At 63.6% G+C, this 24,842-nt stretch carries 23 protein-coding genes; 14 read left to right on the forward strand and 9 right to left on the reverse strand.

The window, feature by feature from the left end; all coding sequences use genetic code 11:
- Positions 1-196: 196 nt before the first annotated feature.
- Positions 197-1,438: an MFS transporter gene (locus H2509_RS18240; protein WP_182167896.1), complete on the forward strand. Its 1,242-nt coding sequence runs from the start codon at positions 197-199 to the stop codon at positions 1,436-1,438.
- Between the two features lie 82 nt (positions 1,439-1,520).
- Positions 1,521-3,611 carry a S9 family peptidase gene (locus H2509_RS18245; RefSeq protein ID WP_182167897.1) on the forward strand — a complete coding sequence of 697 codons (2,091 nt, stop codon included), beginning with the start codon at positions 1,521-1,523 and terminating at the stop codon, positions 3,609-3,611.
- Positions 3,612-3,674: 63 nt separating this feature from the next.
- Here the strand turns inward: H2509_RS18245 and H2509_RS18250 are convergent, their stop codons facing one another.
- Entirely contained in the window at positions 3,675-3,875 is a 201-nt protein-coding gene (locus tag H2509_RS18250; protein WP_182167898.1) for a YgaP family membrane protein, read from the reverse strand.
- A gap of 308 nt (positions 3,876-4,183) precedes the next feature.
- On the opposite strand from H2509_RS18250, the gene H2509_RS18255 reads away from it, so the two are divergent.
- Positions 4,184-4,549, forward strand: a complete 366-nt coding sequence (locus H2509_RS18255) for a hypothetical protein (protein ID WP_182167899.1) — start codon at positions 4,184-4,186, stop codon at positions 4,547-4,549.
- A gap of 12 nt (positions 4,550-4,561) precedes the next feature.
- The gene (locus H2509_RS18260) at positions 4,562-5,035 is read left to right on the forward strand and encodes a GFA family protein (protein ID WP_182167900.1); all 474 of its coding nucleotides are present in this window, start codon (positions 4,562-4,564) and stop codon (positions 5,033-5,035) included.
- 180 nt (positions 5,036-5,215) lie between these two features.
- Here the strand turns inward: H2509_RS18260 and H2509_RS18265 are convergent, their stop codons facing one another.
- Entirely contained in the window at positions 5,216-5,815 is a 600-nt protein-coding gene (locus H2509_RS18265) for a superoxide dismutase (RefSeq protein WP_182167901.1), read from the reverse strand.
- Positions 5,816-6,235: 420 nt separating this feature from the next.
- On the opposite strand from H2509_RS18265, the gene H2509_RS18270 reads away from it, so the two are divergent.
- Entirely contained in the window at positions 6,236-7,339 is a 1,104-nt protein-coding gene (locus H2509_RS18270; RefSeq protein WP_209002051.1) for a YbfB/YjiJ family MFS transporter, read from the forward strand.
- 7 nt (positions 7,340-7,346) lie between these two features.
- On the opposite strand, the gene H2509_RS18275 is transcribed toward H2509_RS18270, so the two are convergent.
- The gene (locus H2509_RS18275) at positions 7,347-8,204 is read right to left on the reverse strand and encodes a branched-chain amino acid aminotransferase (RefSeq protein ID WP_182167903.1); all 858 of its coding nucleotides are present in this window, start codon (positions 8,202-8,204) and stop codon (positions 7,347-7,349) included.
- Between the two features lie 201 nt (positions 8,205-8,405).
- Here H2509_RS18275 and H2509_RS18280 point away from each other — a divergent pair, with 201 nt between their 5' ends.
- A complete protein-coding gene (locus H2509_RS18280) occupies positions 8,406-8,864 on the forward strand; it encodes a VOC family protein (RefSeq protein WP_182167904.1) in 459 nt (152 codons plus the stop codon).
- 93 nt (positions 8,865-8,957) lie between these two features.
- Positions 8,958-9,638, forward strand: a complete 681-nt coding sequence (locus tag H2509_RS18285) for a haloacid dehalogenase type II (protein WP_182167905.1) — start codon at positions 8,958-8,960, stop codon at positions 9,636-9,638.
- Between the two features lie 6 nt (positions 9,639-9,644).
- Here H2509_RS18285 and H2509_RS18290 read toward each other — a convergent pair whose 3' ends face one another.
- The 3 genes from H2509_RS18290 to H2509_RS18300 all read right to left on the reverse strand — a co-directional run bounded on the left by H2509_RS18290 (position 9,645) and on the right by H2509_RS18300 (position 13,297).
- Positions 9,645-10,226, reverse strand: coding sequence for an LOG family protein (locus H2509_RS18290; protein ID WP_182167906.1), 582 nt, complete (start codon positions 10,224-10,226; stop codon positions 9,645-9,647).
- A 23-nt stretch (positions 10,227-10,249) separates the two neighbouring features.
- A complete protein-coding gene (locus tag H2509_RS18295) occupies positions 10,250-11,641 on the reverse strand; it encodes a M20/M25/M40 family metallo-hydrolase (protein ID WP_182167907.1) in 1,392 nt (463 codons plus the stop codon).
- A gap of 111 nt (positions 11,642-11,752) precedes the next feature.
- On the reverse strand, positions 11,753-13,297 hold the full coding sequence (locus tag H2509_RS18300; RefSeq protein WP_182167908.1) for a helicase HerA-like domain-containing protein: 1,545 nt from the start codon (positions 13,295-13,297) through the stop codon (positions 11,753-11,755).
- Between the two features lie 251 nt (positions 13,298-13,548).
- Between H2509_RS18300 and H2509_RS18305 the strand changes: the two genes are divergently transcribed.
- Positions 13,549-13,938, forward strand: coding sequence for a DUF2267 domain-containing protein (locus tag H2509_RS18305; protein ID WP_182167909.1), 390 nt, complete (start codon positions 13,549-13,551; stop codon positions 13,936-13,938).
- Positions 13,939-13,998: 60 nt separating this feature from the next.
- Positions 13,999-14,406 (forward strand): DUF4332 domain-containing protein, encoded by a 408-nt coding sequence (locus H2509_RS18310; RefSeq protein ID WP_182167910.1) that lies wholly within the window; start codon positions 13,999-14,001, stop codon positions 14,404-14,406.
- Positions 14,407-14,513: 107 nt separating this feature from the next.
- Here H2509_RS18310 and H2509_RS18315 read toward each other — a convergent pair whose 3' ends face one another.
- A complete protein-coding gene (locus H2509_RS18315) occupies positions 14,514-15,215 on the reverse strand; it encodes a helix-turn-helix transcriptional regulator (RefSeq protein ID WP_182167911.1) in 702 nt (233 codons plus the stop codon).
- A gap of 622 nt (positions 15,216-15,837) precedes the next feature.
- Here H2509_RS18315 and H2509_RS18320 point away from each other — a divergent pair.
- A complete protein-coding gene (locus tag H2509_RS18320) occupies positions 15,838-17,811 on the forward strand; it encodes a methylmalonyl-CoA mutase family protein (protein WP_182167912.1) in 1,974 nt (657 codons plus the stop codon).
- Positions 17,812-17,835: 24 nt separating this feature from the next.
- Complete coding sequence (gene scpA, locus H2509_RS18325) at positions 17,836-20,001, forward strand: methylmalonyl-CoA mutase (RefSeq protein ID WP_182167913.1); 2,166 nt, start codon at positions 17,836-17,838, stop codon at positions 19,999-20,001.
- A 92-nt stretch (positions 20,002-20,093) separates the two neighbouring features.
- Here the strand turns inward: scpA and H2509_RS18330 are convergent, their stop codons facing one another.
- The gene (locus tag H2509_RS18330; RefSeq protein ID WP_182167914.1) at positions 20,094-21,089 is read right to left on the reverse strand and encodes a porin family protein; all 996 of its coding nucleotides are present in this window, start codon (positions 21,087-21,089) and stop codon (positions 20,094-20,096) included.
- A gap of 203 nt (positions 21,090-21,292) precedes the next feature.
- Between H2509_RS18330 and H2509_RS18335 the strand changes: the two genes are divergently transcribed.
- The gene (locus H2509_RS18335; protein ID WP_182167960.1) at positions 21,293-21,883 is read left to right on the forward strand and encodes a DUF1131 family protein; all 591 of its coding nucleotides are present in this window, start codon (positions 21,293-21,295) and stop codon (positions 21,881-21,883) included.
- 64 nt (positions 21,884-21,947) lie between these two features.
- Positions 21,948-22,952 (forward strand): methylmalonyl Co-A mutase-associated GTPase MeaB, encoded by a 1,005-nt coding sequence (meaB, locus tag H2509_RS18340; RefSeq protein ID WP_182167915.1) that lies wholly within the window; start codon positions 21,948-21,950, stop codon positions 22,950-22,952.
- 4 nt (positions 22,953-22,956) lie between these two features.
- Here the strand turns inward: meaB and H2509_RS18345 are convergent, their stop codons facing one another.
- On the reverse strand, positions 22,957-23,238 hold the full coding sequence (locus tag H2509_RS18345; RefSeq protein ID WP_182167916.1) for a hypothetical protein: 282 nt from the start codon (positions 23,236-23,238) through the stop codon (positions 22,957-22,959).
- A 235-nt stretch (positions 23,239-23,473) separates the two neighbouring features.
- On the opposite strand from H2509_RS18345, the gene H2509_RS18350 reads away from it, so the two are divergent.
- Positions 23,474-24,835 carry a TIGR03808 family TAT-translocated repetitive protein gene (locus H2509_RS18350; RefSeq protein WP_182167917.1) on the forward strand — a complete coding sequence of 454 codons (1,362 nt, stop codon included), beginning with the start codon at positions 23,474-23,476 and terminating at the stop codon, positions 24,833-24,835.
- The last annotated feature ends 7 nt before the right edge of the window (positions 24,836-24,842 follow it).

The following is a 24,842-nucleotide window of genomic DNA, read 5'->3' on the forward strand; positions in this document are numbered from 1 at the left end:
ACGCGCCCCGGTTTTTCTTTCTGCATGACGTTGGGTGAGAGTTTCAGGTCGAACGACCCGAACGTCACGGGGCTTCCTTTTTTTGTCCTACGAATGTTATTGTCCGCTCCGCTTTCCGGTTTCCACACGCTTGCGCGATTTCGAGCGCGCTGATGAATACTCAATAATTCCAGTAATTTAGGGCGGAGTTCCCCGCGTGACCGTTCAAGCACATGCCGAAGGCCCGACCCTGATCGACGGACCCTATGCCTGGTTCCGGCTGGCGATCTGCATCCTGCTGTCGACCGTCGGCAGCGTCGGCATGTGGTCTGTGGTCGTGGTGCTGCCATCCGTACAGGCGGAATTCGGCGTCGACCGGGCGGCGGCCTCCCTGCCCTATACGATGACCATGGTCGGCTTTGCCGCCGGCAACCTGCTGATCGGCCGCTGGGTGGACCGCCATGGCGTGCTCCTGCCGCTTCTGGGCTCCACGGTCGCGCTCGGCGCGGGCTTCATGATGGCGGCACTCGCGCCAAGCCTCTGGTTCTTCTCGGCCGTGCAGGGAGCGCTGATCGGCTTCGGCACGGCCGGCACTTTCGGCCCGCTGATCGCCGATATCTCGCACTGGTTCCAGCGGCGGCGCGGCATCGCGGTAGCAGCGACCGCCTGCGGCAACTACATGGCGGGCGCCCTGTGGCCGAACATCGTCCAGTGGGGCGTTGAAACCGAAGGCTGGCGGACGACCTACACCGGCGTCGGCGTCGCCGTGATCGTGGCGATGGTGCCGCTCGCCTTCCTGCTGCGGCAGCGCCTGCCGGCTGAGGAACTGGCGATGACGCCGGTGAATGTGTCGAGGGCTCGGCCTGTGCAGTCGATAGACATCTCCCCGCGCGGACTGCAGATCATGCTGGCGATCGCCGGCGTCGGCTGCTGCATGGCAATGGCCATGCCCCAGGTGCATATCGTCGCCTATTGCGCCGATCTCGGCTTCGGCGTGGCGCGCGGCGCGGAAATGCTGTCGCTGATGCTCTTCGGCGGTATCTTCAGCCGTCTCGCCTCAGGTTTCCTCGCCGACAGGATTGGCGGCGTAAAGACGCTTCTGATCGGCTCGGTGCTGCAGTGCCTGGCGCTGTTTTTCTACCTACCCTTCGACGGGCTGACGTCGCTCTATGTCGTGTCGCTGATCTTCGGTCTGTCGCAGGGCGGCATCGTGCCGAGCTACGCCATCATCGTGCGCGAGTACCTGCCGGCGAAGGAAGCGGGCCAGCGGATGGGCGTCGTCATCATGGCGACGATCTTCGGCATGGCCTTCGGCGGCTGGATGTCCGGCTGGATCTACGACCTGACGGGCTCCTATCAGGCCGCCTTCCTGAACGGCATTGCCTGGAACCTGCTGAATATCGGCATCATGGTCACGCTGCTCCTGCGCACCGGGCGCGGACAACTGGCGACAGCCTGAGCCCCGTTCAACTCCACGCCTGAATGAGGTGGAAAGCGGCGAGATCGGTTGATCTTGCCGCCCGATTTGCCTAATTCGAGGCATGTCCGAAAACGCGCTCCCCCCCTTTGCTGCAAAGCATCCCGTCACCGCCACCCACCACGGCATCACCACGACCGACCACTATGCGTGGCTGCGCGCCGAAAACTGGCAGGAGGTCATGCGCGACCCGTCCGTGCTGGCCGAGGAGATCCGCGCCTACCTGGAAGCCGAGAACGCGCATGTCAAAGCCGGCATGGCGGACACGGAGACGCTGCAGCAGCGGCTCTTCGCCGAGATGAAGGGCCGCATCAAGGAGGACGACAGTTCCGTCCCCTCGCCGGACGGCCCTTTCGCCTATGCCGTGCGCTACGTCGAGGGCGGCCAGCATCCCAAGCTCGTGCGCATGCCGCGCGACGGCGGCGGCGAGGCCATGCTGGTGGACGGCGACAAGGAGGCGGAGGGCAAGGCCTATTTCAAGCTCGCCGGCGCGATGCATTCGCCCGATCATCGGTTGCTCGCCTGGGCGCATGACGACAAGGGCTCGGAGTTCTACACGCTCTCGATCCGCGACCTGGAAACCGGCGGGGACCTCGCAGACCGGATCGAGGATACCGGAGGTGGTGGCGTGTGGTCGGCCGACGGCCGCCATGTCTTCTACGTGCGTCTCGACGCCAATCACCGCCCGTCGAAGCTGTTCCGCCACGAGGTTGGCAGCGATCCGTCAACCGACGCGCTCGTCTATGAGGAAGCCGATCCGGGCTTCTTCATGGGTGTGGGCAAGACGCAATCCGGCCGTTTCATCGTTATCGAGAGCCACGATCACGAAACGTCGGAAACCCGCCTGATCCCCGCCGACGACGCGACCGCCGAGCCTCGCCTCGTGGCGGCGCGCGAAACCGCGATCGAATACTCGCTCGACGATCACGGCGACAGGCTCTTTATCCTGACCAATGCCGACGAGGCGGAAGACTTCAAGATCGTCACCGCGCCGCTCGACAATCCGGGACGGGAGACGTGGGAAGACTATATCCCGCACCGGCCCGGTTGCCTGATCCTGTCGATGACGGTCTACCGCAACCACCTCGTCCGCCTGGAACGGGAGGACAGCCTGCCGCGCATCGTCATCCGGCGGCTTTCCGATGGCGAGGAGCACAGCATCGCCTTTGCCGAGGAGGCCTATTCGCTTGGCCTTGGCGACGGCTACGAATACGACACCACGACGATCCGCTTTTCCTATTCGTCGATGACGACGCCGTCGCGCGTCTACGACTACGACATGGAGACGCGCGAGCGCGTGCTGCGCAAGGAGCAGGAAGTCCCCTCGGGCCACGATCCGGCCCGCTACGTGACGCGCCGCCTGCACGCACCGGCGGCCGACGGCGAGACCGTGCCCGTTTCCCTGCTCTACCGGGCGGATACGCCGCTCAACGGCTCCGCGCCCTGCCTGCTCTACGGCTACGGCTCCTACGGCATCTCGATCCCGGCAAGCTTCAACACCAATTGCCTGTCGCTGGTCGATCGCGGCTTCGTCTATGCCATCGCCCATATTCGCGGTGGCAAGGACAAGGGCTTTCGCTGGTACAAGGACGGCCGGCGCGAGAAGAAGTTGAACACTTTCACCGATTTCATCGCAGCCGCCGACTACCTGGTCGCGGGAGGCTTCACCAGCCACGAGCGGATCGTCGCGCAGGGTGGGTCGGCGGGCGGCATGCTGATGGGCGCGGTTGCCAATATGGCGGGCGAGAAATTCGGCGGCATCGTCGCCGAGGTGCCCTTTGTCGACGTGCTCAACACCATGCTCGACGACAGCCTGCCGCTGACCCCGCCGGAATGGCCGGAATGGGGCAACCCGATCACGGACAAGGCGGCCTACGACTATATCGCCGCCTATTCGCCCTACGACAACGTGGCGGCGAAAGCCTATCCGGCGCTCCTGGCGCTGGCCGGCCTGACGGACCCGCGCGTCACCTATTGGGAGCCGGCGAAATGGGTGGCAAGGCTCAGGGAATTGCGCATCAACGACGCGCCACTTTTCCTGAAGACCAACATGGAGGCAGGCCATGGCGGCGCATCCGGCCGCTTCGACCGGTTGAAGGAAGTGGCGCTCGTCTATGCCTTTGCGCTGAAGGTTGCCGGCAAGGCACAGGGCTGACGCCGAGGATACGAGCCCGCGCGCCGGTGGCCGCACACCGGCGCGCGGCGCCCCTGCCCACGCTCAACCGGTCCGGCAGGTCTCGATTCCCAGCAGCGCATAGAGCGGGCACCAGCCCACGCCTGCCGAGACCGCCGGAAACAGCCCCAGCCAGCCTATTCCCGTCCAGGGAACATCCGGCGGTCCGAAGGCCGCGAAGGTGAGAAGGGTAAAACCGATGACCGCCCGGGCGAGCCTGTCGGAAGAGCCCACATTCGCGCTCATGACCTCACTCCACACTGCGATGACACGCACAGAGTAACGTCGGATCCTGCCGCAATCTTTGATTTAACCCCGTGCAGGATTTGGGACGCGAAATCTCAGTGCAAAGCGGTTCTGCCTGTTGCCCTTTCTTGCATCCCTTTGCCTTCTGGCAGCCGCTCGTGTTTCGCCGGTACCGCAGCGTTGCAGCGGGTAGCGGTCCGTCTTGCCGGGTTTACTTATTCTTCCGTTGCGGGATACGAAGAGGCGATTATCAATGCTATGATGCAAAAGCAGTTTTCAAGCGGTCAGGCAATGGATGGAGTAGCCGTATGTACAGGAAGCCGCTGATCGCCGCAGCCGTTTCTCTCGCCTTCGTCGCGGCTGCCTGTCAGTCCACGCAGTATCAGGCCGACAATATCGTCGACTATCTCCTCTTCGCTCCCACCTACAATCCCATGTACGTGCCGCAGGTCTACGGCACGCCCTACGAATGCAGGACGGCGGCGGCACGCTACGGCGGCGCCAATGTCTGGCGCGCGAATATCGGCGGGCGCGTGTTCGACATCGACCAGCAGCGCCCAGTCGGCCGCGAGGCCTGCTTCCAGACCCAGGCCGAATGCTTTGCCTTCCTCAATCTCATGGAAGGCTATATCGACATGGTGATCTCCCGCACCTGCACCAGGGGCTACGGCTGAGGCTCGATCGCCATGACCGGAGAGCTTGAAGGCGGCTGCACCTGCGGAAGCACGCGCTACAGACTGAAGGCGCGTCCACTCTTCGTCCATTGCTGCCATTGCACGTGGTGCCAGCACGAGACCGGCTCGGCCTTCGCCATCAACGCGATGATCGAGGCGAGGGAAGTGGAGGTCACGAAAGGCGGCATCATGCGCGTAAGGCTCCCTTCCGCCAGCGGCGAGGGCCAGGTCTTCGCCCGATGCCCGGATTGCGGGCTGACGCTGTGGAGCAACTATGCCGGCGCCGGTGACGCGGTGAATTTCATCCGCGTCGGCACGCTGGACGAGCCGGGAAAAGCCCCGCCCGACATCCATATCTACACGTCGACCAAACTGCCCTGGGTGGTTTTGCCAAAGGACGTGCCCGCGGTGCCGGAATACTACCGCCGGTCGGAGCACTGGCCGGCGGAGGCGATCGCGCGGTTGAAGGCCGTAAAGCCGGAATAAACCCCTAGAGAATATCCCGCCAAATCTGAATCGGATTTGGCGATAAGGATATGCTCAAAGCATTGATCCTGGAGCGATTTCTTGATCCACGAAAGCGATCCCGCTTTCGTGGAAAGCGCTCTAGGCAAACAAAAAGGCGGGCCGAACGACCCGCCTTTCCGCTGTCCGGTATGCCGTTTCTTACGACGCGGCCTGGAACATCTCGTCCACGTAGTCCCAGTTGACGAGGCTGTCGAACCAGGCTTCCAGGTACTTCGGGCGCGCGTTGCGGTAGTCGATGTAGTAGGAGTGCTCCCACACGTCGCAGCCGAGCAGCGGAGCTGCGCCATGCACCAGCGGGTTCTCGCCGTTCGCCGTCTTCATGATGGCGAGCTTGCCGTCCTTCAGTGCCAGCCACGCCCAGCCGGAACCGAATTGCGTCACGCCGGCATTGATGAAGTCGGCGCGGAACTTGTCGAAGCCGCCGAGGTCGGAATCGATCTTCGCGGCGAGCTGGCCCGGCAGCGACTTGCCGCCGCCGTTGGGCTTCATCCACTTCCAGAAATGGATGTGGTTGTAGTGCTGGCCTGCATTGTTGAAGAGGCCGGCATTCTTGCCAAAGCTCTCCTTCACGATGTCCTCCAGCGACTTGCCTTCCAGGCCGCTGTCCTTCAGCAGATTGTTGCCGTTGGTGACATAGGCCTGATGGTGCTTGTCGTGGTGGTATTCCAGCGTCTCGGCCGACATGTAGGGCGAAAGCGCATCATACGCATAGGGAAGGTCTGGAAGTTCGAATGCCATGGCGGATCTCCCGGCAGTGTCTTGTTGTGGATTTCGGCGAACCGTAAGGTGCCACGCCCCACGCGAAAGCGGTAAGGCATCACCCCGTTCGTGCGGCACGATACGGTCCCCGGGGCCGTACGGCAATGCCTGAGGCGCTGAATTTGAAAATATTTTTCTTGCTATATTGCATTGCACATGAAATTTATCTCGCAAGTGCGAGATGATGGCTTGTTGCGCGGCCGTTCGTGGCACGCAAATGTGACGGCGCCTCCTGCCTGCGGACAGCTTGCGGGAATTTGTACGATCTATTCTGATTGACGGATTCGTTCGGAAACCTTCCCAGGCGGCTCAGGCGCAGGCCCCCAACAGCGGCATCGGGCAGACATGCAATCGACCTCGAACTCCCCCTACCCCCTGGCTTTCGCCGGACTTTTGGCGTTGACAGCGGCCATGGGCATCGGCCGCTTCGCGCTGACGCCGATCCTACCCTTCATGATCGAGGGGATTCCCCTGTCGCCGGCCGATGCAGGCTTCATCGCCTCGGCGAATTTCCTGGGTTACCTTGCCGGTGCCATCGGCGCGTCCGCCCTTCCCTCGGGCGGCGACGGCCGGCGCTGGTTTCTCGCTGGCCTCGTCCTGTCGGTGATCACCGTCACCGCGATGGGACTGAGCGCGGACCCGGTCGCACTCGCCGTCAACCGCTTCGTCGGCGGCGCTGCAAGCGCGCTGGTGCTGGTGTTCTCCGCCAGCCTCATTGTCGAGCCGCTGACGCGGGCCGGGCGGCCCGAACTGTCCGCCGTGCTTTTCGGCGGCGTCGGTTGCGGAATCATCCTGTCGGCAACCATCGTCGGCATACTTGGCGCGCGGGGCGCCGACTGGCGCATGCTATGGGAGGCCTGCGGCGCGGCCACCTTCGTCGCAACGCTTGTCATCTGGTACGTCTTGCCGCGCCGGGAGAGTGCCACGGCGACACCCGCCGTCGCCAGGGCGGCGGCCAGCAACGGCTCAAGCCGCTGGCCGCTCATCCGGCTCAATCTCGCCTACGGCCTCTTCGGCTTCGGCTATGTCATCACCGGCACATTCCTGACGACGATCCTGCGGGGCTCGGCCGATCTTCGCACGCTCGAGGCGCCCGTCTGGGCTCTGGTCGGCCTTGCCGCCGCGTTTTCCCTGTGGTTCTGGAGCAGGGTTGCCGGCCGCATCGGCCATGCACGATCCTTCGCGCTCGCCTGCCTGGTGGAAGCCGCCGCCGTCACCCTGACGGTGACGAGCAGCGCTCCCGCCGCTTTCCTTGTCGCCGCTGTCATGTTCGGCGGCACCTTCGTCGGTATCAGCGGCATCGGCCTGATCGTGATGCGGCGGATTTCCTCCGCCAATCCGAGCAGGGCTTTCGGCGTGATGACGGCGATCTTCGGCGTCGGTCAGGCGATCGGCCCGACCGTTGCCGGCATCGGCGCGGAACTGACGGGCAGCTTCACCCTGCCCTCGCTCGCCGCCGCGGTGGCCTTGACGGTCGCCGCTGCCCTGTCCTACGGCCTGTGACGCCTACTCAACCGTGCGCGAAGTCCCAATAGAGTTCGCGCGCGCGCGCCGCGATCGGGCCGGGTTGCAGGTCGCGCGTCTCGATCCGCTTTACCGGCACAACCTTGTTGTAGTTGCCCGTGGAGAAGATCTCGTCCGCCTCCAGGAAGTCGGCATAGGTCAGCGTACGCTCCCGCACCTGCGTCCCCGCATCGCGCAGCAGGGAAATGATGCGCTGGCGGGTGATGCCGTTCAGGAACGTGCCGTTCGGATAGGGCGTGTGGACGACGCCGTCCTTCACCATGAACACATTGGCCGTGGTCAGTTCCGCAACATTACCCAGAAGGTCGAGCACGAGGGCATTGTCGAAGCCGCGCGACTTCGCCTCCACGATCGCCCGCGCATTGTTCGGATAGAGGCATCCCGCCTTGGCATTGACGGGCATGCACTCCATCGACGGCCGACGGAAGGGCGAAAGCGTGACGGAGATCGACGCATCCTTCGGCGCCAGCGCCGCCTCGAAGAGGCAAAGGCAGAAGCGCGTGGTCTCCGCGTCGCCGGCAATGGTGCCGATGCCGTCGCCTTCCGCCCAATACATCGGCTTGATGTACACCGGGGTGCCGGGAGCAAACTTCGCAAGGCCTTCCCGCGTCAGTTCCATCATCTGCCCGACCGGCATTTTGGGCTTGAGGCCCAGCGCGACGGCGGAGGCGTTCACGCGCTCGCAATGCAGGTCGAGATCGGGCGTCACCCCCTCGAAGGCGCGCGCGCCGTCGAAGACGCTCGACCCAAGCCATGCCGCATGCGTGCGCGGCCCCATGATCGGCGGATTGCCCTCATGCCAGCTTCCGTCGATCCAGGTCCATGTCGTCGACCATTCGGCCATGGCGTTCTCCCTTGAATTCTACCGCTCTTTGCCGCGATCGAACGCCCTTCCTGCGCCGAGGTCAAGACAGCGCGGCCAACAGGCCGAAATCGGGAAGGAATGGACCCATCCAATCGAATGTTCTATTTTTGTTCTTTGAATTGACCTGAAAATGGGGAAGAATTCACCCCGATGAAATACGAGAAGCCGGGAGGCACCGCCATGGAACAAAGGATTTCGCTGATTACGCTTGGCGTCGACGACCTTGCGGAGGCGAGGCGATTCTTCGAAGAGGGGCTTGGCTGGAAAAGAGCCGCGATGGAGAGTGACGAAGTCGCCTTCTACCAGACGGGCGGCACTGTCCTCGGCCTGTTCGGACGCAAGGCGCTTGCCGAGGACGCCGGCCTGCATCTGAACGAGACCGAGGAAAGCGATGGCGGCAGAGGCTACAAGGCGACGTCGATCGCGTGGAACGGGCGCAGCGAGGAGGAGGTCGACGCGGCCTTCGTCAAGGCGGTCAAGGCCGGCGCCCGGCCGCTGAAGAAGCCGGAGAAGGTCTTTTGGGGCGGTTATTCGGGCTATGTGATGATGCCGGGGGGCCATCTGCTGGAGTTGGCCTACAATCCGTTCTGGCCGATCGGCAAGGATGGATCTATCGAACTTCCGCCACCCGCGGGTTGAAATCCTGCTTTCCGCAGCCGGTCATTACCGGTTGACGAAAAAGGCCGTTGTCTGTTCTTTGGTGCCATCCATTCAACAGAGAGAGGCACGTTCATGGCCTTGCCCGCGTCAAAGCCGATTTCCGTCTATGTCTTCGACGCTTACGGAACGCTGTTCGACGTGCATGCGGCGGTACGCAAGAACGCCGCGGGGCTCGGGCCGGACGCCCAGCGCCTTTCCGAACTCTGGCGCCAGAAGCAGCTCGAATATTCCTGGATCCGCACGATGATGGACCGGTATCTCGACTTCTGGACGCTGACCGAACAGGCGCTCGACACTGCCTTCGCGATGGTGCCGACGGCGGACAGGAGCCTGCGCAATACGCTGCTCGACGCCTATTCGCAGCTCGACTGCTATCCCGAGGTACCGCAGGTCCTGAAGACGCTGAAGGACAATGGCGCAAGGCTTGCCATCCTCTCCAACGGCAATCCGGACATGCTGGACGGCGCCGTGCGCGCGGCGGGCCTCGACATGGTGTTCGACGCCGTGCTCTCGGTCGACACGCTGCGGATATACAAGACGCGGATGGAGGTCTATGAGATGGCGACCAACCAGTTCCGCGTCTATCCGGAGGCGATTTCCTTCCAGTCGTCGAACCGCTGGGACGTGGCCGGCGCCACCGCCTTCGGCTTCCGCACCGTCTGGATCAACCGCACCGGCAACCCCGACGAGTACACCGATCTTGCGCCTGCCGCCGTGCTCAGCGATCTCAACGGCCTGACCACGCTTGCCTGACGACGCTCAAATCTCGTCGCGCTTGATCCATTTCGGCGTCTTTGGCGGCTCATAGGCTCGGAAGGCGTCGATCATCCGCTTCGGATCGTCCTCCACCAGCAGCATGGCGTGCATGTCCGGCTTCACGAACGCTTCCTCCACGCTCGACGCCAGGAAGGCCAGAAGCTGGTCGTAATAGCCGGTCGCATTGAGAAAACCGCATGGCTTGCGGTGATAGCCGAGTTGCCCCCAGGTCCAGACTTCGAAGATCTCCTCCAGCGTGCCGGTGCCGCCCGGAAGCGCCACGAAAGCGTCGGAGAGATCGGCCATCTTCGCCTTGCGCTCGTGCATGGACCCGACGATGTGGAGCCCGGCGAGCCCTTCATGCGCCAGTTCCTTTTCCGCCAGCGCAATCGGCAGCACGCCGATCACCTCGCCGCCGGCGGCAAGGGCCGCATCGGCAACCGCCCCCATCAGCCCGACCTTCGCCCCGCCATAGACGAGCCTGAGACCTTCCTCGGCAATGGCCCGCCCCATGGCGCGGGCGGCCTGCTCGTAGTCAGGCCGCCGGCCGAAGCTGGAGCCGCAGAATACGCAAATCGATTTCATTCACCGCTCCACGAGAAGACCGATCAGACCCGCGACAGTTCGTCGAGCACGCGCGCCCAGCTGCGAATGCCGCGCCGATAGCTTGTCATCTCGTATTTTTCATTCGGCGAATGGACCTGGTCGTCGTCGAGGCCGAAGCCGATCAGAAGCGAATCCATGCCGAGCTTGCGCTTGAAGTCGCCGACGATGGGGATCGAGCCGCCGCAACCGATGAAGACCGCTTCCCTGCCCCATTCGGCGGCCAGCGCCTTGCTGCCCTTCGCCAGCGCCTCGCTTTCGAATGGCAGGCGAAGGGCCGGGTTCGCACCGTGATCGGCGAATTCGACGCTGCAGTCGGCCGGCACTTTCGAGCGGACATAGGCGCGGAATGCGTCGCGGATCTTTTGCGGGTTCTGGTCGCCGACGAGACGGAAGGAGATTTTCGCCTGCGCCTTGGAGGGGATCACCGTCTTGAAGCCGGCCCCCGAATAGCCGCCGGAAATGCCGTTCACCTCGCAGGTCGGCCGCGTCCAGATCTGTTCGAGCGCCGTGCGATCCTTCTCGCCTGCCGGAATGGCGAGATCGACGCCGCCGAGGAAGGACTTGGCGTCGAAGCCGAGGCCATCCCAGCGCCGCTTCACGTCTTCCGGCATCTCGATGACGCCATCATAGAAGCCGTCCAGCGTCACCCGGCCGTTTTCGTCATGCAGTCCCGCGACGATATCGGCGAGCATGTGGATCGGATTGCGCGCCGCCCCGCCATACATGCCCGAATGCAGGTCCTTGTCCGCGGCGGTGATGATGACCTCCTCGCCGACCAGCCCGCGCAGCATGGTGGTGATCGCCGGCGTCTCGCGGTCCCACATGCCGGTATCGCAGACCAGAGCGAGGTCGCAGGTCAGCTCTTCCTTGTTTTCCTCCAGAAAGGGCGGCAGCGAAATCGAGCTCGATTCCTCCTCGCCCTCCAGCAGCACGGAGACGGAAATCGGCAACTCGCCGGTCTCGGCGATCCAGGCCCGCGCCGCTTCCAGGAAGGTCATGAGCTGGCCCTTGTCGTCGGCCGCGCCGCGCGCCACGATGATCTTCGAGCCGTCCTCGCGCGTCACGACGCACGGCTCGAAGGGATCGGCCTGCCAAAGCTCCAGCGGGTCGACGGGCTGAACGTCGTAGTGGCCGTAGAAAAGAACATGCGGTCCGCGCTTGTCCTCATCCGTGCGATGGCCGACGACCATCGGATGGCCGATCGTGTCGCGAACGCTGGCCGCGATACCGGAAGCGGTCATCTCGCGGGCAAGCCATTCCGCCGCAGCCCGGCAATCGGGCGCATAGGCCGGATCGGTCGAGATGCTCTTGATGCGCAGCAAGTCGAAAAGCCGCTCGAGGCTCTGGTCGAAATCGGCGTCGATGCGGGTGAGGACACGGTCGAGGGACGACATCTGAAGCTCCGGAAACTGGTACGGTCGGGCGACACTTGGCCACAGTTCGCGCGCCCGGGCAACCGTGCCCGGACGTTATGGGCAGACAATCGCGATCGGCGCCCGGAAGCGTCAGGAACCCCGCTTCAGCGAGCCGAGAATACCGCGCACGATGGCCCGCCCAAGCGATGACCCGACAGAGCGGGCCGCCGATTTCAGCGCTGCCTCGATGGGCGTGTCGCGATTGGATCGGCGCGGCGCCCGGCGTCCGGATCCCGGCCGGTCGTCCCGTCCGAAATCGGGAAGTTGAAAGCCGCTGCGGCTGCGCGGACGCGCATTCTCTTCTTCCTCATGCCGCCGCTGTTCTTCCTCGCGCATCGCGGCCTCGTCCGCCCGCCGCTTCAGCACCTCGAAGGCTGAATCGCGATCCCGCACCTGATCGTAGAGGGCCGACAGCCCGCTTTCGGCCATGACGGCCCGACGCTCGTCGGGGCTGATCGGGCCGAGCCTGGACGAAGGCGGACGTATCAGCGTGCGCTCGACGATCGATGGCACGCCCTTGCCTTCCAGCAGCGACACCAGCGCTTCCCCGACGCCGAGTTCTGTGATCACCCGCTCCGTGTCGAGCTCCGGATTGGGGCGGAAGGTTTCGGCGGCCGTGCGTACGGCCTTCTGCTCGCGCGGCGTATAGGCGCGCAGCGCATGCTGCACGCGGTTGCCGAGTTGCGAAAGCACGGTCTCCGGCACGTCGAGCGGGTTCTGGGTGACGAAATAGACGCCTACGCCCTTGGAGCGGATAAGGCGCACCACCTGCTCCACCTTTTCCAGCAGCGCCTTCGGCGCCTCGTCGAATAGCAGATGCGCCTCGTCGAAGAAGAAGACGAGCTTCGGCTTCTCCGGGTCGCCGACCTCCGGCAATTCCTCGAACAGTTCCGACAGCAACCAGAGCAGGAAGGTCGCATAGAGGCGCGGGGCGCCCATCAGCTTGTCGGCGGCAAGAATGTTCACTACGCCGCGACCGTCCGGCGCGGTCCGCATCAAGTGGCGAATGTCGAGCGCGGGTTCGCCAAAGAAAGCCTCTCCCCCCTGGCGCTGCAAAACCAGTAGCTGGCGCTGGATCGCCCCGACCGAAGCCTTGGAGACATTGCCGTAGGTCTTGGAGAGTTCCGAAGCGCGGTCGGCCACATGGACGAGGAGAGACTGCAGGTCCTTCAGGTCAAGAAGCAGCAGGCCTTCGTCGTCCGCGAGTTCGAAGGCGACGTTGAGCACGCCTTCCTGCGTGTCGTTGAGTTCCATCAGGCGGGAAAGCAGCAGGGGACCCATCTCCGAAACCGTCGCGCGGATCGGATGGCCCTGCTCGCCGAAAAGATCCCAGAACGCGGTCGGAAAGGCACTGAAGCGGTATTCGTCGGCAAGCCCTATGTCGGCCGCGCGCCTTGCCAGGAAATCCTTCGGCTCGCCGCTCGCCGCCACGCCGGAAAGATCGCCCTTCACGTCGGCGGCGAAGACCGGCACGCCGGCGCGCGAGAACCCTTCCGCGAGGATCTGCAGGCTGACGGTCTTGCCCGTTCCCGTCGCCCCGGTGATCAGCCCGTGCCTGTTGGCGAGCTTCAGCGTGAGATATTCCGGCTTGACCGAACGGCCCACGAAGATCTTGTCGTCTGCAAGCACTGGCATTCCCCTGAAATCGGATTCCAACCGAGCGAGATTGCCACTCAAAAGCGGCATTCGCCACACACTCCCGCAGCCGCAGCCATTCCCGTCACCCGCTGCACTCAGGCTGTTCCGGCAGGAAAACTGCTCTCCTGCCCTGATATGACGCAGATGGAAGCGCGTAACTGTCTCTCGAATCTAAGCTTATATCAGTTGCGCAGCTTTCTGGACTGTTGTCTGATGTCCATAAGTAAGTTTGGTAGCCGGAGGGGGATATGGAAGACCTCATCGCTCAAATCGCCAAGGCTACAGGCATCAGCGAAAGCGTTGCCCGCAAGGCTGTGGGGATCGTGCTCAAGTTCATCAACCGCGATGGGCCGCACGGCTCCACCCAACGGTTGCTGGCGGCCTTGCCGGGCGCCGACACGCTGGTTTCCGAACAGGGCGAAGCCGGGTCGAGCGCTCTTTGGGGCGGCTTTTCCGACATGATGGGCGGCGGCATGGGCGCCATGGCGGCCCTCGGCGAACTGACCAATGCCGGCCTCGACATGGGCCAGGTCCAGGTCGTCACCAGCAAGCTTGTCGCCTTCGCCCGGGACCGGGCCGGCGACGCGCTCGTCGACGAGGTGATCGACGGCATCCCCGGATTGCGGCAGTTCGTCTGACTTTGATCGGCTGATTTTCATCGCCAGCCCCTGACGGCCGGCTCATTACGGAGGAAGCGCATGTCGTATTCAATTGCTGAGATCGAGGGCATCGGCCCGGCCTATGCGGAAAAGCTGCAGGCGGTGGGGATCAGGACCACCGACGCCTATCTTGCCAAGGCGAAAGACCCCAAGGGCCGAAAGGCACTGGCGCAGGACACCGGCATCGACGACAAGCGCATCCTGAAGTGGGCCAACATGGCCGACCTTATGCGGATCAAGGGGATCGGCGAAGAATATTCCGAGCTGCTGGAAGCTGCCGGCGTCGATACCGTAAAGGAGCTGAAGACACGCAAGGCGGCCAACCTCGCGGCGAAAATGAAGGAAGTGAATGACGCTAAGAAGCTTGTTCGCCAGTTGCCCAGCGAAAAGTCCGTGGAAGGTTGGGTCGAGCAGGCCAAGGCACTACCGCCGATGATGACCTACTGAGGTCGGCGGCGTTTTCAACCCAGGCGGGCCCCTTTCCGATATTCAGGCCCGCATTCAAGCTGGCGTTCAGGCAAGAGTGCCTGGGCGCGGCTGAAAGATGGATCTGCCTACATGCGGATTTGGCAATAGCGCAGCGCCTCGACCACCGTATGGGTCTTGTTCGTGGCCTTGAGCTTGGCGCTGGCGTTTTGCAGGTGCGCGTGGACCGTGCGCTGCGAAATGTCGAGAAGCTCGGCGATTTCATTGGCCGTCTTGCCCAGCGCGGTCAGTTCGAGCACCCGTCGTTCGCGCACCGACAGGTCGCCGGGCCGCTGCGTCGACAGGCATCCGATCTGCATGAGCCGCCGGAACGCAGCATTGCAGACGAGTTCCAGGTTCGAAAGGTCGATCCGCGTCGGGCGCAGGTGCGGCCCCGCCCCAAGCACGATTGCCTGGAAAGGATGCACCTCGGTCACTGGAATGATGACCACTTTCTGCCCGGCCCCCACGGCGCCGAAGAGATCGGAATGGACAAGGTCTCCTTCGACGATATCCCAGAGCGACGGCCGCACGCAGGAAAGGCTGAGAATCAGCGCGCTGTCGTCCGAAGCGACTGCCGAGCGCTCGATGCCGCCCTGCCGCTCGTCCGGCCAGCGAAAGCGATGGACAAGCCCGTCGATCGGACGCCCGGGCATCGGGAGGCCGGTGACGAGAATATGCGTCGCGCCCAGTTTCCGAAGTTGAGCCTCGACGATATCGAGGATATGGGCGGCCGCCTGAGCCTCTGAAATTGCTGATATTTTTGCCTGAACGTCATTTGAATCAACCATCTCTACCCGCCCTTGTCTTCACAACGCCAAAGAAAAAAGCGCTTGGCCAGTCAAAGCTTTCACTCATCCAATCTGGTGCAGCGTCAGGCCGCCGGAGGTGAAATGCTACGCCGACGGGCTCCTAATTCGTGGCAAAATTGATCCTGATAGAAATACTCCCGGAAGAATTGTTGTCGCCATCATAAGCACTGTAATTTCTACAATCCATCCTCCGGGAAGCTGCATCACCAGATTTCGCGGCGTGATTGCATAAAATTAACGACCTGATGACGAACGAATAACGAAGATATTACGGTGACGAACAAATCCGCTTCGTGAACACGGTATCCGCAGGCAATGAATTCCCTCTCACCCTTACGGAAGGAATAATCCCTCGTAAACCGACGATTGCATTTCGCGCAAGCCCCTCCCCACCGTCCTTTGCCTAGCTTGATTGCATCATCCGGCAATCCTTATAACGGGCGAAGGAAAGCTGCACCTCGACAAACACCTCCGATACCGTTGCGGATTGGCGCAAAGCCCAATCTTCCCAACGGCAAGAGCTCCGGTGTGGAAGAATTTGTGCCTTTTTCCGCTATAATGTTTTGCATGGCTGAAGGTCTGGCGCGCCAGGAGATAGAGTATGGCCGGAAGTGAATTCACCCTGCCCCGGGAGTTTCTCGACTTCGACAGCGGAGACTGGATGGCGGCGGTGGACAAGGCGTTGAAGGGAGCGCCCTTCGACCGGCTGCGTACACGGACCCTCGACGGCCTGCCAATCGAACCCCTTTATCCAAGAGCGGGAAATGCCCGTCCGCAAGCTGGCCGGGCTGCGGGCGAGCCGTGGGTCGTGATGCAGCGAATCGATCATCCGGCCCCCAAGGCGGCGAGAGAGCTGATACTGGCGGACCTCCAGGGCGGGGCGAACGGTATAGAGCTGGTCTTTTCCTCCTCGACTCGGGCACGCGGCAATGGCCTCGTCGCCGACACCCTGGACCGGTTTTCCATCATGCTGGAGGGGATCCATCCGGAACTCATCCAGGTCCGCCTCGATGCAGGCTATGAGACGGCGGCCGCACTCGCGCTGTTCCTTGCGCTCGTCGAGGGTCGCGGGCTCGACCCGGCGAAGCTCGATATCGTCTGCTCCGCCGACTATGTCGGCAAGCTCGCGGCGACAGGACAGTTGCGCACTGCCCTTTCCGTCCTGCAGGCGCGGCTGGGCGATCTCGCGCATCGTAGCGTCGAGCGCGGGATGATCATCCCGATCGTCAATTGCGACGGTCGCCACTGGCACGATGGCGGCGCATCCGAGGCGCAGGAACTCGCCTTCACCTTCGCGACCGCGCTCGAATACCTGCGGGCGCTGGACAGGGCCGGCATCGATGCGGAAGTCATGCCCCGCCTGATCGGCTTCACGCTCGTCGCGGATGCGGACCAGTTCGCAACGCTTGCGAAGGCGCGTGCGGCACGCCGAATGTGGGCGGCAATCCTTGAGGCCGCGCAGCTTCCGGCCACGCCCATGCGCCTCCATATGGAAACGTCGTGGCGGATGATGAGCCGGCGTGACCCCTGGGTGAACATGCTGCGGACGACGATCGCGGCCTTTGCCGCCGGTGTCGGCGGCGCCGACAGCGTCACGGTCCTTCCCTTCACGGCCCCGCTCGGACTTCCTGACGCCTTCGCCCGGCGCATCGCCCGCAACACACAGACCATCCTCATCGAGGAGGCCAATCTTCACAAGGTTGCCGATCCAGGTGCCGGCTCCGGCGCCGTGGAGGCCTTTACGACGGAACTGTGCGAGGCCGCCTGGCGGCTGATGCAGGAGGTCGAAGCGGAAGACGGTATCGTTTCCACCCTCATGGCGAAGACGGTGCAGCAGAAGATCGCCACGGTGACGGCAGCGCGGCGGGCCGAAATTGCAGCACGTCGGCATCGCATCACCGGCACCAGCGCCTTCCCGGATATCAGGGAACGGCCGGTCGAGGTACTCGCCGTTTCCCCGGACGATCTGGGGACAGCGGGAAGGCGCGTGGACCTGCCGCCGCCAGGACGCGGCGAGCATCAGGCGGCCGTCGAGGCGGCGCTCAGGAATGGTGCCAGCATGGCCGATATACTGGTATCGCGGCCGGTCAGCACCGGCTTGACGACGACGGCCATTGCCCCCCACCGCGATTCCGAGCCTTTCGAGGTCCTGCGCGATGCGGCCGACGAGGCCGTCAGGCGCCCGACCGTCTTTCTCGCGACCCTGGGGGCCCTTTCGCAATTCACGGCCAGGGCCACCTGGACGAAGAATTTCTTCGAGACGGGAGGTATCGAGGCTGTCGGCGGCGATGTCTACGGCGATCTCGATGCGGCACTTGCCGGTTGGAAGGCCTCCGGCGCCTCTCTCGTCTGCCTGTGCAGTTCGGACGCCGTCTATGCCACGCAGGGCGAAGAGGCTGCCGAGCGCTTTGCCGCCGGCGGGGCCGCCGGACTTTATCTTGCAGGACGGCCGAAGGATCTGATGCCGGCGCTGGCGGCCGCAGGCGTGGCGACATTCGTCTATGAGGGCTGCGATGCGCTCCATGTGCTGCGCACGGCCCATCAGCGCCTCGGCCTTGCGCCGAAGGCTGCCTGAAATCTGATTTCGGAGGATCGCGCGATGAGCCGCATTCCGGATTTCTCGAAGATCGCATTCCGCGAGGCTTCCCCCGCAGGCCGCAAAGGTTCGGCGGGCACATGGACGACGCCGGAGGGCATCGACGTCGCCCCGGCGCACGATGCCGCGTCGATTGCCGACATCGCGCATCTGGACACATGGCCCGGCCTGCCGCCTTTCCTGCGCGGCCCCTACCCGACCATGTATGTCCAACAACCCTGGACCGTCCGCCAGTATGCGGGCTTTTCGACGGCCGAGGATTCCAACGCCTTCTACCGGCGCAACCTTGCCGCCGGGCAGAAGGGCCTTTCCGTCGCCTTCGACCTCGCCACCCATCGCGGCTATGACAGCGACCATCCGCGTGTGGCCGGCGATGTCGGCATGGCGGGCGTCGCCATCGACTCCATCCTGGACATGCGCACGCTCTTCTCGGGCATTCCGCTCGACCAGATGAGCGTATCGATGACCATGAACGGTGCCGTGCTGCCGGTGCTGGCCCTTTACATCGTCGCGGCCGAGGAACAGGGCGTACCGCACGACAAGCTTTCGGGGACCATCCAGAACGATATCCTCAAGGAGTTCATGGTCCGCAACACCTATATCTATCCGCCATTGCCTTCGATGCGGATCATCTCCGACATCTTCGGCTACACCTCCAGCCACATGCCGAAGTTCAATTCGATCTCCATATCCGGCTACCACATGCAGGAAGCCGGAGCGACGGCGGATCTGGAACTTGCCTATACGATCGCGGACGGTATCGAATATGCCCGCGCGGGCGTCGCCGCCGGCCTCGACATCGACGCCTTCGCGCCGCGCCTCTCCTTCTTCTGGGCCATCGGCATGAACTTCTTCATGGAGGTCGCCAAGCTTCGGGCCGCCCGCCTGATCTGGGCGACCCTGATGAAGGAGAATTTCGCGCCAAAGAGTGACAAATCACTTTCACTGCGCACCCATTCACAGACCTCCGGCTGGTCACTGACCGCGCAGGACGTGTTCAACAACGTAATCCGCACCTGCGTGGAGGCGATGGCCGCCACGCAGGGCCACACGCAGTCGCTGCACACCAACGCCCTGGATGAGGCGCTCGCCCTGCCGACGGACTTTTCCGCCCGCATCGCCCGCAATACCCAGCTCTTCCTCCAGCAGGAATCGGGCACCACGCGCACGATCGATCCTTGGGGCGGTTCCTTCTATGTCGAGCGGCTGACAGCCGATCTGGCTGCGAAGGCACTCGCGCATATCCAGGAAGTGGAGGCGCTTGGCGGCATGGCCAAGGCCATTGAGAAAGGTATTCCGAAGCTTCGCATCGAGGAAGCGGCCGCTAAGACTCAGGCGCGGATCGATGCCGGTTCTCAGACTGTCGTCGGCGTCAACAAGTACAAGCCCGAAACCGAGGACGTCATCGACGTCCTCAAGGTCGACAATGCCGAGGTGCGGGCGCGCCAGATCGAAAAGCTCAAGATCCTGAGGACGGAGCGCGACGAGGACGCAACGCAGGCCTCGCTCGAGGCGCTGACGGCTTGCGCGGCTTCCGGCGACGGAAACCTGCTAGACCTTGCCGTCAAGGCAGCGCGCGCCAAGGCCACGGTCGGTGAGATTTCGCTCGCCATGGAGAAGGTGTTCGGGCGGCACAAGGCGGAAGTCCGGACGATTTCCGGCGTCTACAAGCGGGAAGCTGGCATCATGTCGGAGCAGATCGCCAAGGTACAGAAGCTGGTTGAGGTCTTCGAGGAGAACGAAGGCCGCAGGCCTCGCATCCTGGTCGCCAAAATGGGACAGGACGGCCACGACCGGGGACAGAAGGTGATTGCCTCGGCCTTCGCCGATCTCGGCTTCGACGTCGACATCGGTCCGCTCTTCGCCACGCCCGAGGAGGCTGCGCGCCAGGCAGTGGAAAACGACGTCCACATTGTCGGCGTCTCGTCCCTTGCCGCCGGCCACCTGACGCTGGTACCGGCTCTGAAGGCCGCACTTGCCGACGCGGGCCGCGAGGACATCATGATCGTCGTCGGCGGGGTCGTGCCGCCGCAGGATTACGATGCCCTGCTGAAGGCCGGCGCATCGGCGATCTTCCCGCCCGGCACGGTGATCGCCAGCGCGGCCGAGGAGTTGATCGCCAAGCTCAACCGTCAGCTCGGGCATGAACCCGCGCAAGCGGCGCAATAGGCGGGAGCCGTCACGTTTAAAAGCGTCCTGTGAACGAAAGACGGGCGCCGGCATGCTTGACCTGAGCCCGTCTTTTTCTTTCAGGTCGCCTTTCAGAAGCGGTATTTCGCCTGTGCTAAGAGGCCGAAACGCTCGCTGGTCGCTTCTGCTTCGAAATCTTCGCTCAATGGCGGCGACAGGGATGCGCCGACGGTGGTCTTCACTTCCCGCGAATTCAGCCACCAGTAACGCGCGCCGGCACCAACAGAAAAGCTTTCGTTGAAGGCGTAGTTCAGGATCGCCTCTGCCTGAACGCCATAGGCACCAGCTCCCCTGCTTTCGACGTTTGGAACCGGGCCGAGGTAGTAATTCACATATTGGCTGTCTTCGTTGTGGTAGTAGCCAACCGGAATGGCGGCAACTTCGCCATCGAATGAGAATCCGTTTCCGAGGTCGGCCTGAAGACCCAGGCCGACTCTGAACAGGTGCCATTCGACTTGTGATTGATAGGTGTGGACCGAACCCGGTACATTCAGGCAAAAGGCCCCGCCTGCGTCATCCGGATTGCAGCGCAAACCGTCCGCATTATAGGTCTCGCCAATATACTGATACCCGACAAAGGCAGTCGTTTTCACGCGCCCGCCGGAAAATTCGCCCCAGTTGACCCCGGCATCGATGCTGGCATAGGCGAGGGATCCGGTTTGGCCGTCAGCGGAACCGTCGAATATCTCGTCGCCAAATGTGAGATCGAAATCCCGTTCGCGGAAGGAACCATTGAAGAGCCCTCCCAAGCCGACAGTCCCCTTCAGGAAGCTTCCGTAATACGTATCCTCGATCTGGAAAAAGGCCTCGCCTGCCGCCGAATCCACATCGTTGTATTCAAAGGTCCCGAACTTGACGCCCGTAGGCGTACTCAGCTTGTAGTCGAAATTCGATCGGCTGAGCCAGGTCCTGAGGCCGATCGAACCCCGCAGCGCGGCGGTTTCCTCGAAGACGGGCGGACGGGCGTTTCCGAAAATGGGATTTGCCGAAAGATCTGCTGCATCAGCTATTTGAGCCGGGAAGATGAAGGCTGACGCCAGGATGGCGGAAACGCCAAAATACCGCATCGTCAACTCCTTAAGGAAAAAAAATGAATTCAACCTGAAGTGGATTTCCCTGCATCATTCTTTCTTAAGGTTAATGCTGGTTTAATCGTCCGAGCCTCAACCGTCGTATTTTTCACAAGATGGTCCTGCCCGCTTTCCCTGCCCTTTCCGGTTTGCTATCCGGGGCGCTCGATTTTCGAACAAACGGTCAAAGGGACACCATGATGCGCAGCCCCACCGCAGCCCTGCTCGCGCTCGCGCTCGCCACCGGCGCCTGCACGCCGGTGCTGGACGAAGGCCCTGTGCTGGCCTCGCGCACTTCCGACGTTACCCTGGCGAGGATCACGGAACAGTCGGCCGGAGGCATCGACGGGTCGACGACCTATTCGCAAAAAGCGATCGCCGCCGCATTGCCGGGCTTCACCACCGAGGGGCTCCAGTCTGCCACGGAAAACGACACCGAATGGGTGATCGGGGCCTTCAATTCCGACGGCTTCCAGGTGCTGCAGGTCTACAAGGGCGATGACGGCAAGGTGCGGGAGGTGCACGGTGTCACCCATCATCTGCAGGGGCCGGACGGTGTCCGTATCGGCATGACCTTCCAGGAAGCCGGCATGTCGCGCAGCGATTGCCGCGTCGGGCGGAACCTGTGGATCGGCATGGCGATCTGTCCGGCGCCAAGTGCGCCCAACGTCAAGCTGCTCTTCGCCATTCCCCAGTTCAACGGACCGTTCGACGAACTGGCTCCCGCATCCGAGCTGAAACGGGCTGAGTTGCAGCGCATCGTATGGACCCCGCCGTCACCGCATTCCTGACCGCCTGGCCCATGGCACAAAGGGCTACCGTGACGCGGCGTGCCATTTGCGCTAATCGATGGCCATGAGCGAGCACAGCCCACGCCCCCGGCCGGCAACCGACATCGAAGGCCTGGCCGCAAAGATCCGCGCCGGCGATCGGGCGTCGCTTGCCCGTGCCATCACGCTCGTCGAATCGCGCAGGCACGATCATCGGGCAACTGCGCGCGCGCTGCTCCAGCTCCTGATGCCCGAGACCGGCACGGCGCTGCGCGTCGGCATTACCGGCGTTCCGGGTGTGGGCAAGTCCACCACGATCGACGTGCTCGGCTCCAACCTGACGGCAGCCGGCCACAAGGTTGCCGTGCTCGCCGTCGATCCCTCCTCAACGCGCACCGGCGGCTCCATCCTCGGCGACAAGACCCGCATGGCTCAGCTTGCGGTGGATCCAAACGCCTTCATCCGCCCCTCGCCCTCCTCCGGCACGCTTGGCGGCGTGGCGGCGAAGACGCGCGAAACGATGCTTCTGTGCGAAGCCGCCGGCTTCGACGTCGTGCTGGTGGAAACCGTCGGCATTGGCCAGTCGGAGACGACTGTCGCCGAAATGGTCGATTTTTTCCTCGTGCTGATGCTACCCGGAGCGGGCGACGAATTGCAGGGCATCAAGAAGGGCGTGCTGGAGATCGCCGACATGATCGCCGTCAACAAGGCGGACGGCGAAGGCGCGACCCGCGCGCGGGCTGCGGCTTCTGAATATCGTGCGGCCCTGCACATCCTGCAGCCGCGGTCGCCGACCTGGACGCCGCCGGTCGTCACCATTTCCGGCCTCGCCAATCAGGGGCTGGATGAGCTTTGGCAGACGATCGAACTCTACCGCTCCAAGATGACCGCAAGCGGCGAATTTGCGGAACGGCGTGCCCGCCAGCAGGTGTCCTGGATGTGGGCGATGATCGAGGAGCGCCTGATGTCGGCGCTGAAGGCCCATCCGGGCGTCAAGGCGCGGCTTTCAGGCATCGAGGACGCGGTGCGGACCGGAGAATTGCCGGCTTCCGTGGCGGCCGAGGAAATCGCCGGCCTCTTCGGCCTTTGAGCAATCAGCCGTCCTGCGCCTGCGCCAGCTCGTCGCGATGGCCGGCGAGGAAATGGCGCAGCACGGCGAGAAGATCCTTTGCGTGCTGCTGGTCGCCCCGCTGGAGGGCCTCGCGGATATCGTCCTCGATCATCCTGCGGATCACCACGGCCCCCTTGTCCTTGTGCAGCAGGTAGGCGCCCAGCGCCGCCGCGACGATTTCCGGCACATGCTCGTGCTCCGCAAGTGCCAGGATCTCCCCCTCTTCGAGCCCGCTCAGCGCGATGCAATCCTCGATGCTGATCATGTTCTCCTCCCGCGCCCGAAACGCCGCTGTATTGCCGAAACAGCTTAGCCGCCTCACCCCTTGTGACCATGATCAGTGTCAAGCCGCCGGCGCATATACCCATCAGGTGTGTCATCGCAGGACGGCCAGGGCGGCACGCATCTTGCGACCGGCGGGACAGCCGCGGCGATACCGCGTGCCAGGGTCGGGACCAGCCAAGAGAATGCGCCTTTTCGGGACAGGAAGAGCTTTGCCGATGGATCTGGCCCGCAGGGGATTGCTGGTCGGTGCGGCCACCGTCGCCGCCAATGGTGCGGTACATGCGGCGACGCGGGTCGCCGATCTGCGCGGTACGATCGACGGCGCCGAATTCGGTCTGCGTCCGGGAGCCGCCGACGACCAGAGCGCCGTGATGCAGAAGGCCATCGACACGGCGGCGGAGCGCGGCCGGGCGCTGTTCCTGCCCGGCGGACGTTATCCGGTCGCCAACCTGCGCCTGCCCCAGGGCTCCCGCCTCGTCGGCCTGCCCGGCCAGACCCATTTCGTCTATCAGGGCGGGGGCGGACACCTGCTTTTCTCGGAAGGCGCGGAGAATATCGGCATCGAAGGCATCCACTTCGACGGCGCCAACAAGTCGCTTGGGGAATATACGCCCGGCCTCCTGCATTTCAGCCATGTGAAGGGCCTGACGCTGGAGGATTGCACGATCACCGGCAGCATGAAGAGCGGCATCGCGCTGGATCGCTGCTCGGGTCGCCTCACCCGCAATTCGGTTTCCGGCGCGGCGGAGGCCGGCATCCGCTCCATCGAGGCGGCGGGCCTGTCAATTACCGACAATACGGTCAGCGACTGTGCCAATGCGGGCATTCTCGTTTACCGCTGGAACGAAGGCGAGGACGGCAGCATCGTGTCGGGGAACCGCGTCGAGCGCATCGCCGCGCGTGCCGGCGGCACCGGCCAGAACGGCAACGGGATCAACATCTTCCGCGCCGCCGGCGTGATCGTCAGCGGAAACCGGGTGGCAGACTGCACCTTCTCGGCGATCCGCTCCAATGCCGGCTCCAATGTCACCATCCAGGGCAATTCATGCCTACGCTCGGGCGAAACGGCGATCTATTCGGAATTCACCTTCCAGGGCGCCGTTATCGCCGACAACCTTGTCGACGGCGCGACCATGGGCATCTCCATCGCCAATGCGCGCGAGGGCGGTCGCCTTGCCGTTTGCTCGGGCAACCTGATCCGCAACCTGTCGACGGTCGCCCCCTATCCGCAGGAAGTGCAGGGCTTCGGCATCGGCATCGCAGCCGAAAGCGACACCACGATCACCGGCAACGTGGTCGAGAATGCTCCGCTTTTCGGACTGATGCTTGGCTGGGGGCCGTACCTGCGCGACGTGATCGCCAGCCAGAATATCCTGCGCGACTGCGGCACCGGCATCGCCGTCAGTGTGGTCGACGGCGCCGGCCCGGCGCTGATCACGGACAATATCATCCGCAACGCGAAATCCGGCGCCGTCGTCGGCTACCGCTGGCGCGATGCGGCGACCGGCGATCTCACCGAAGGGCAAGCGGACCGCTGGCCGCACCTGGATATCCGCGGCAATCTGGTCCGGCCCTGAGCGGAGG

The sequence above is a fragment of the Stappia albiluteola genome, assembly GCF_014050225.1.
GTDB lineage: Bacteria > Pseudomonadota > Alphaproteobacteria > Rhizobiales > Stappiaceae > Hongsoonwoonella > Hongsoonwoonella albiluteola.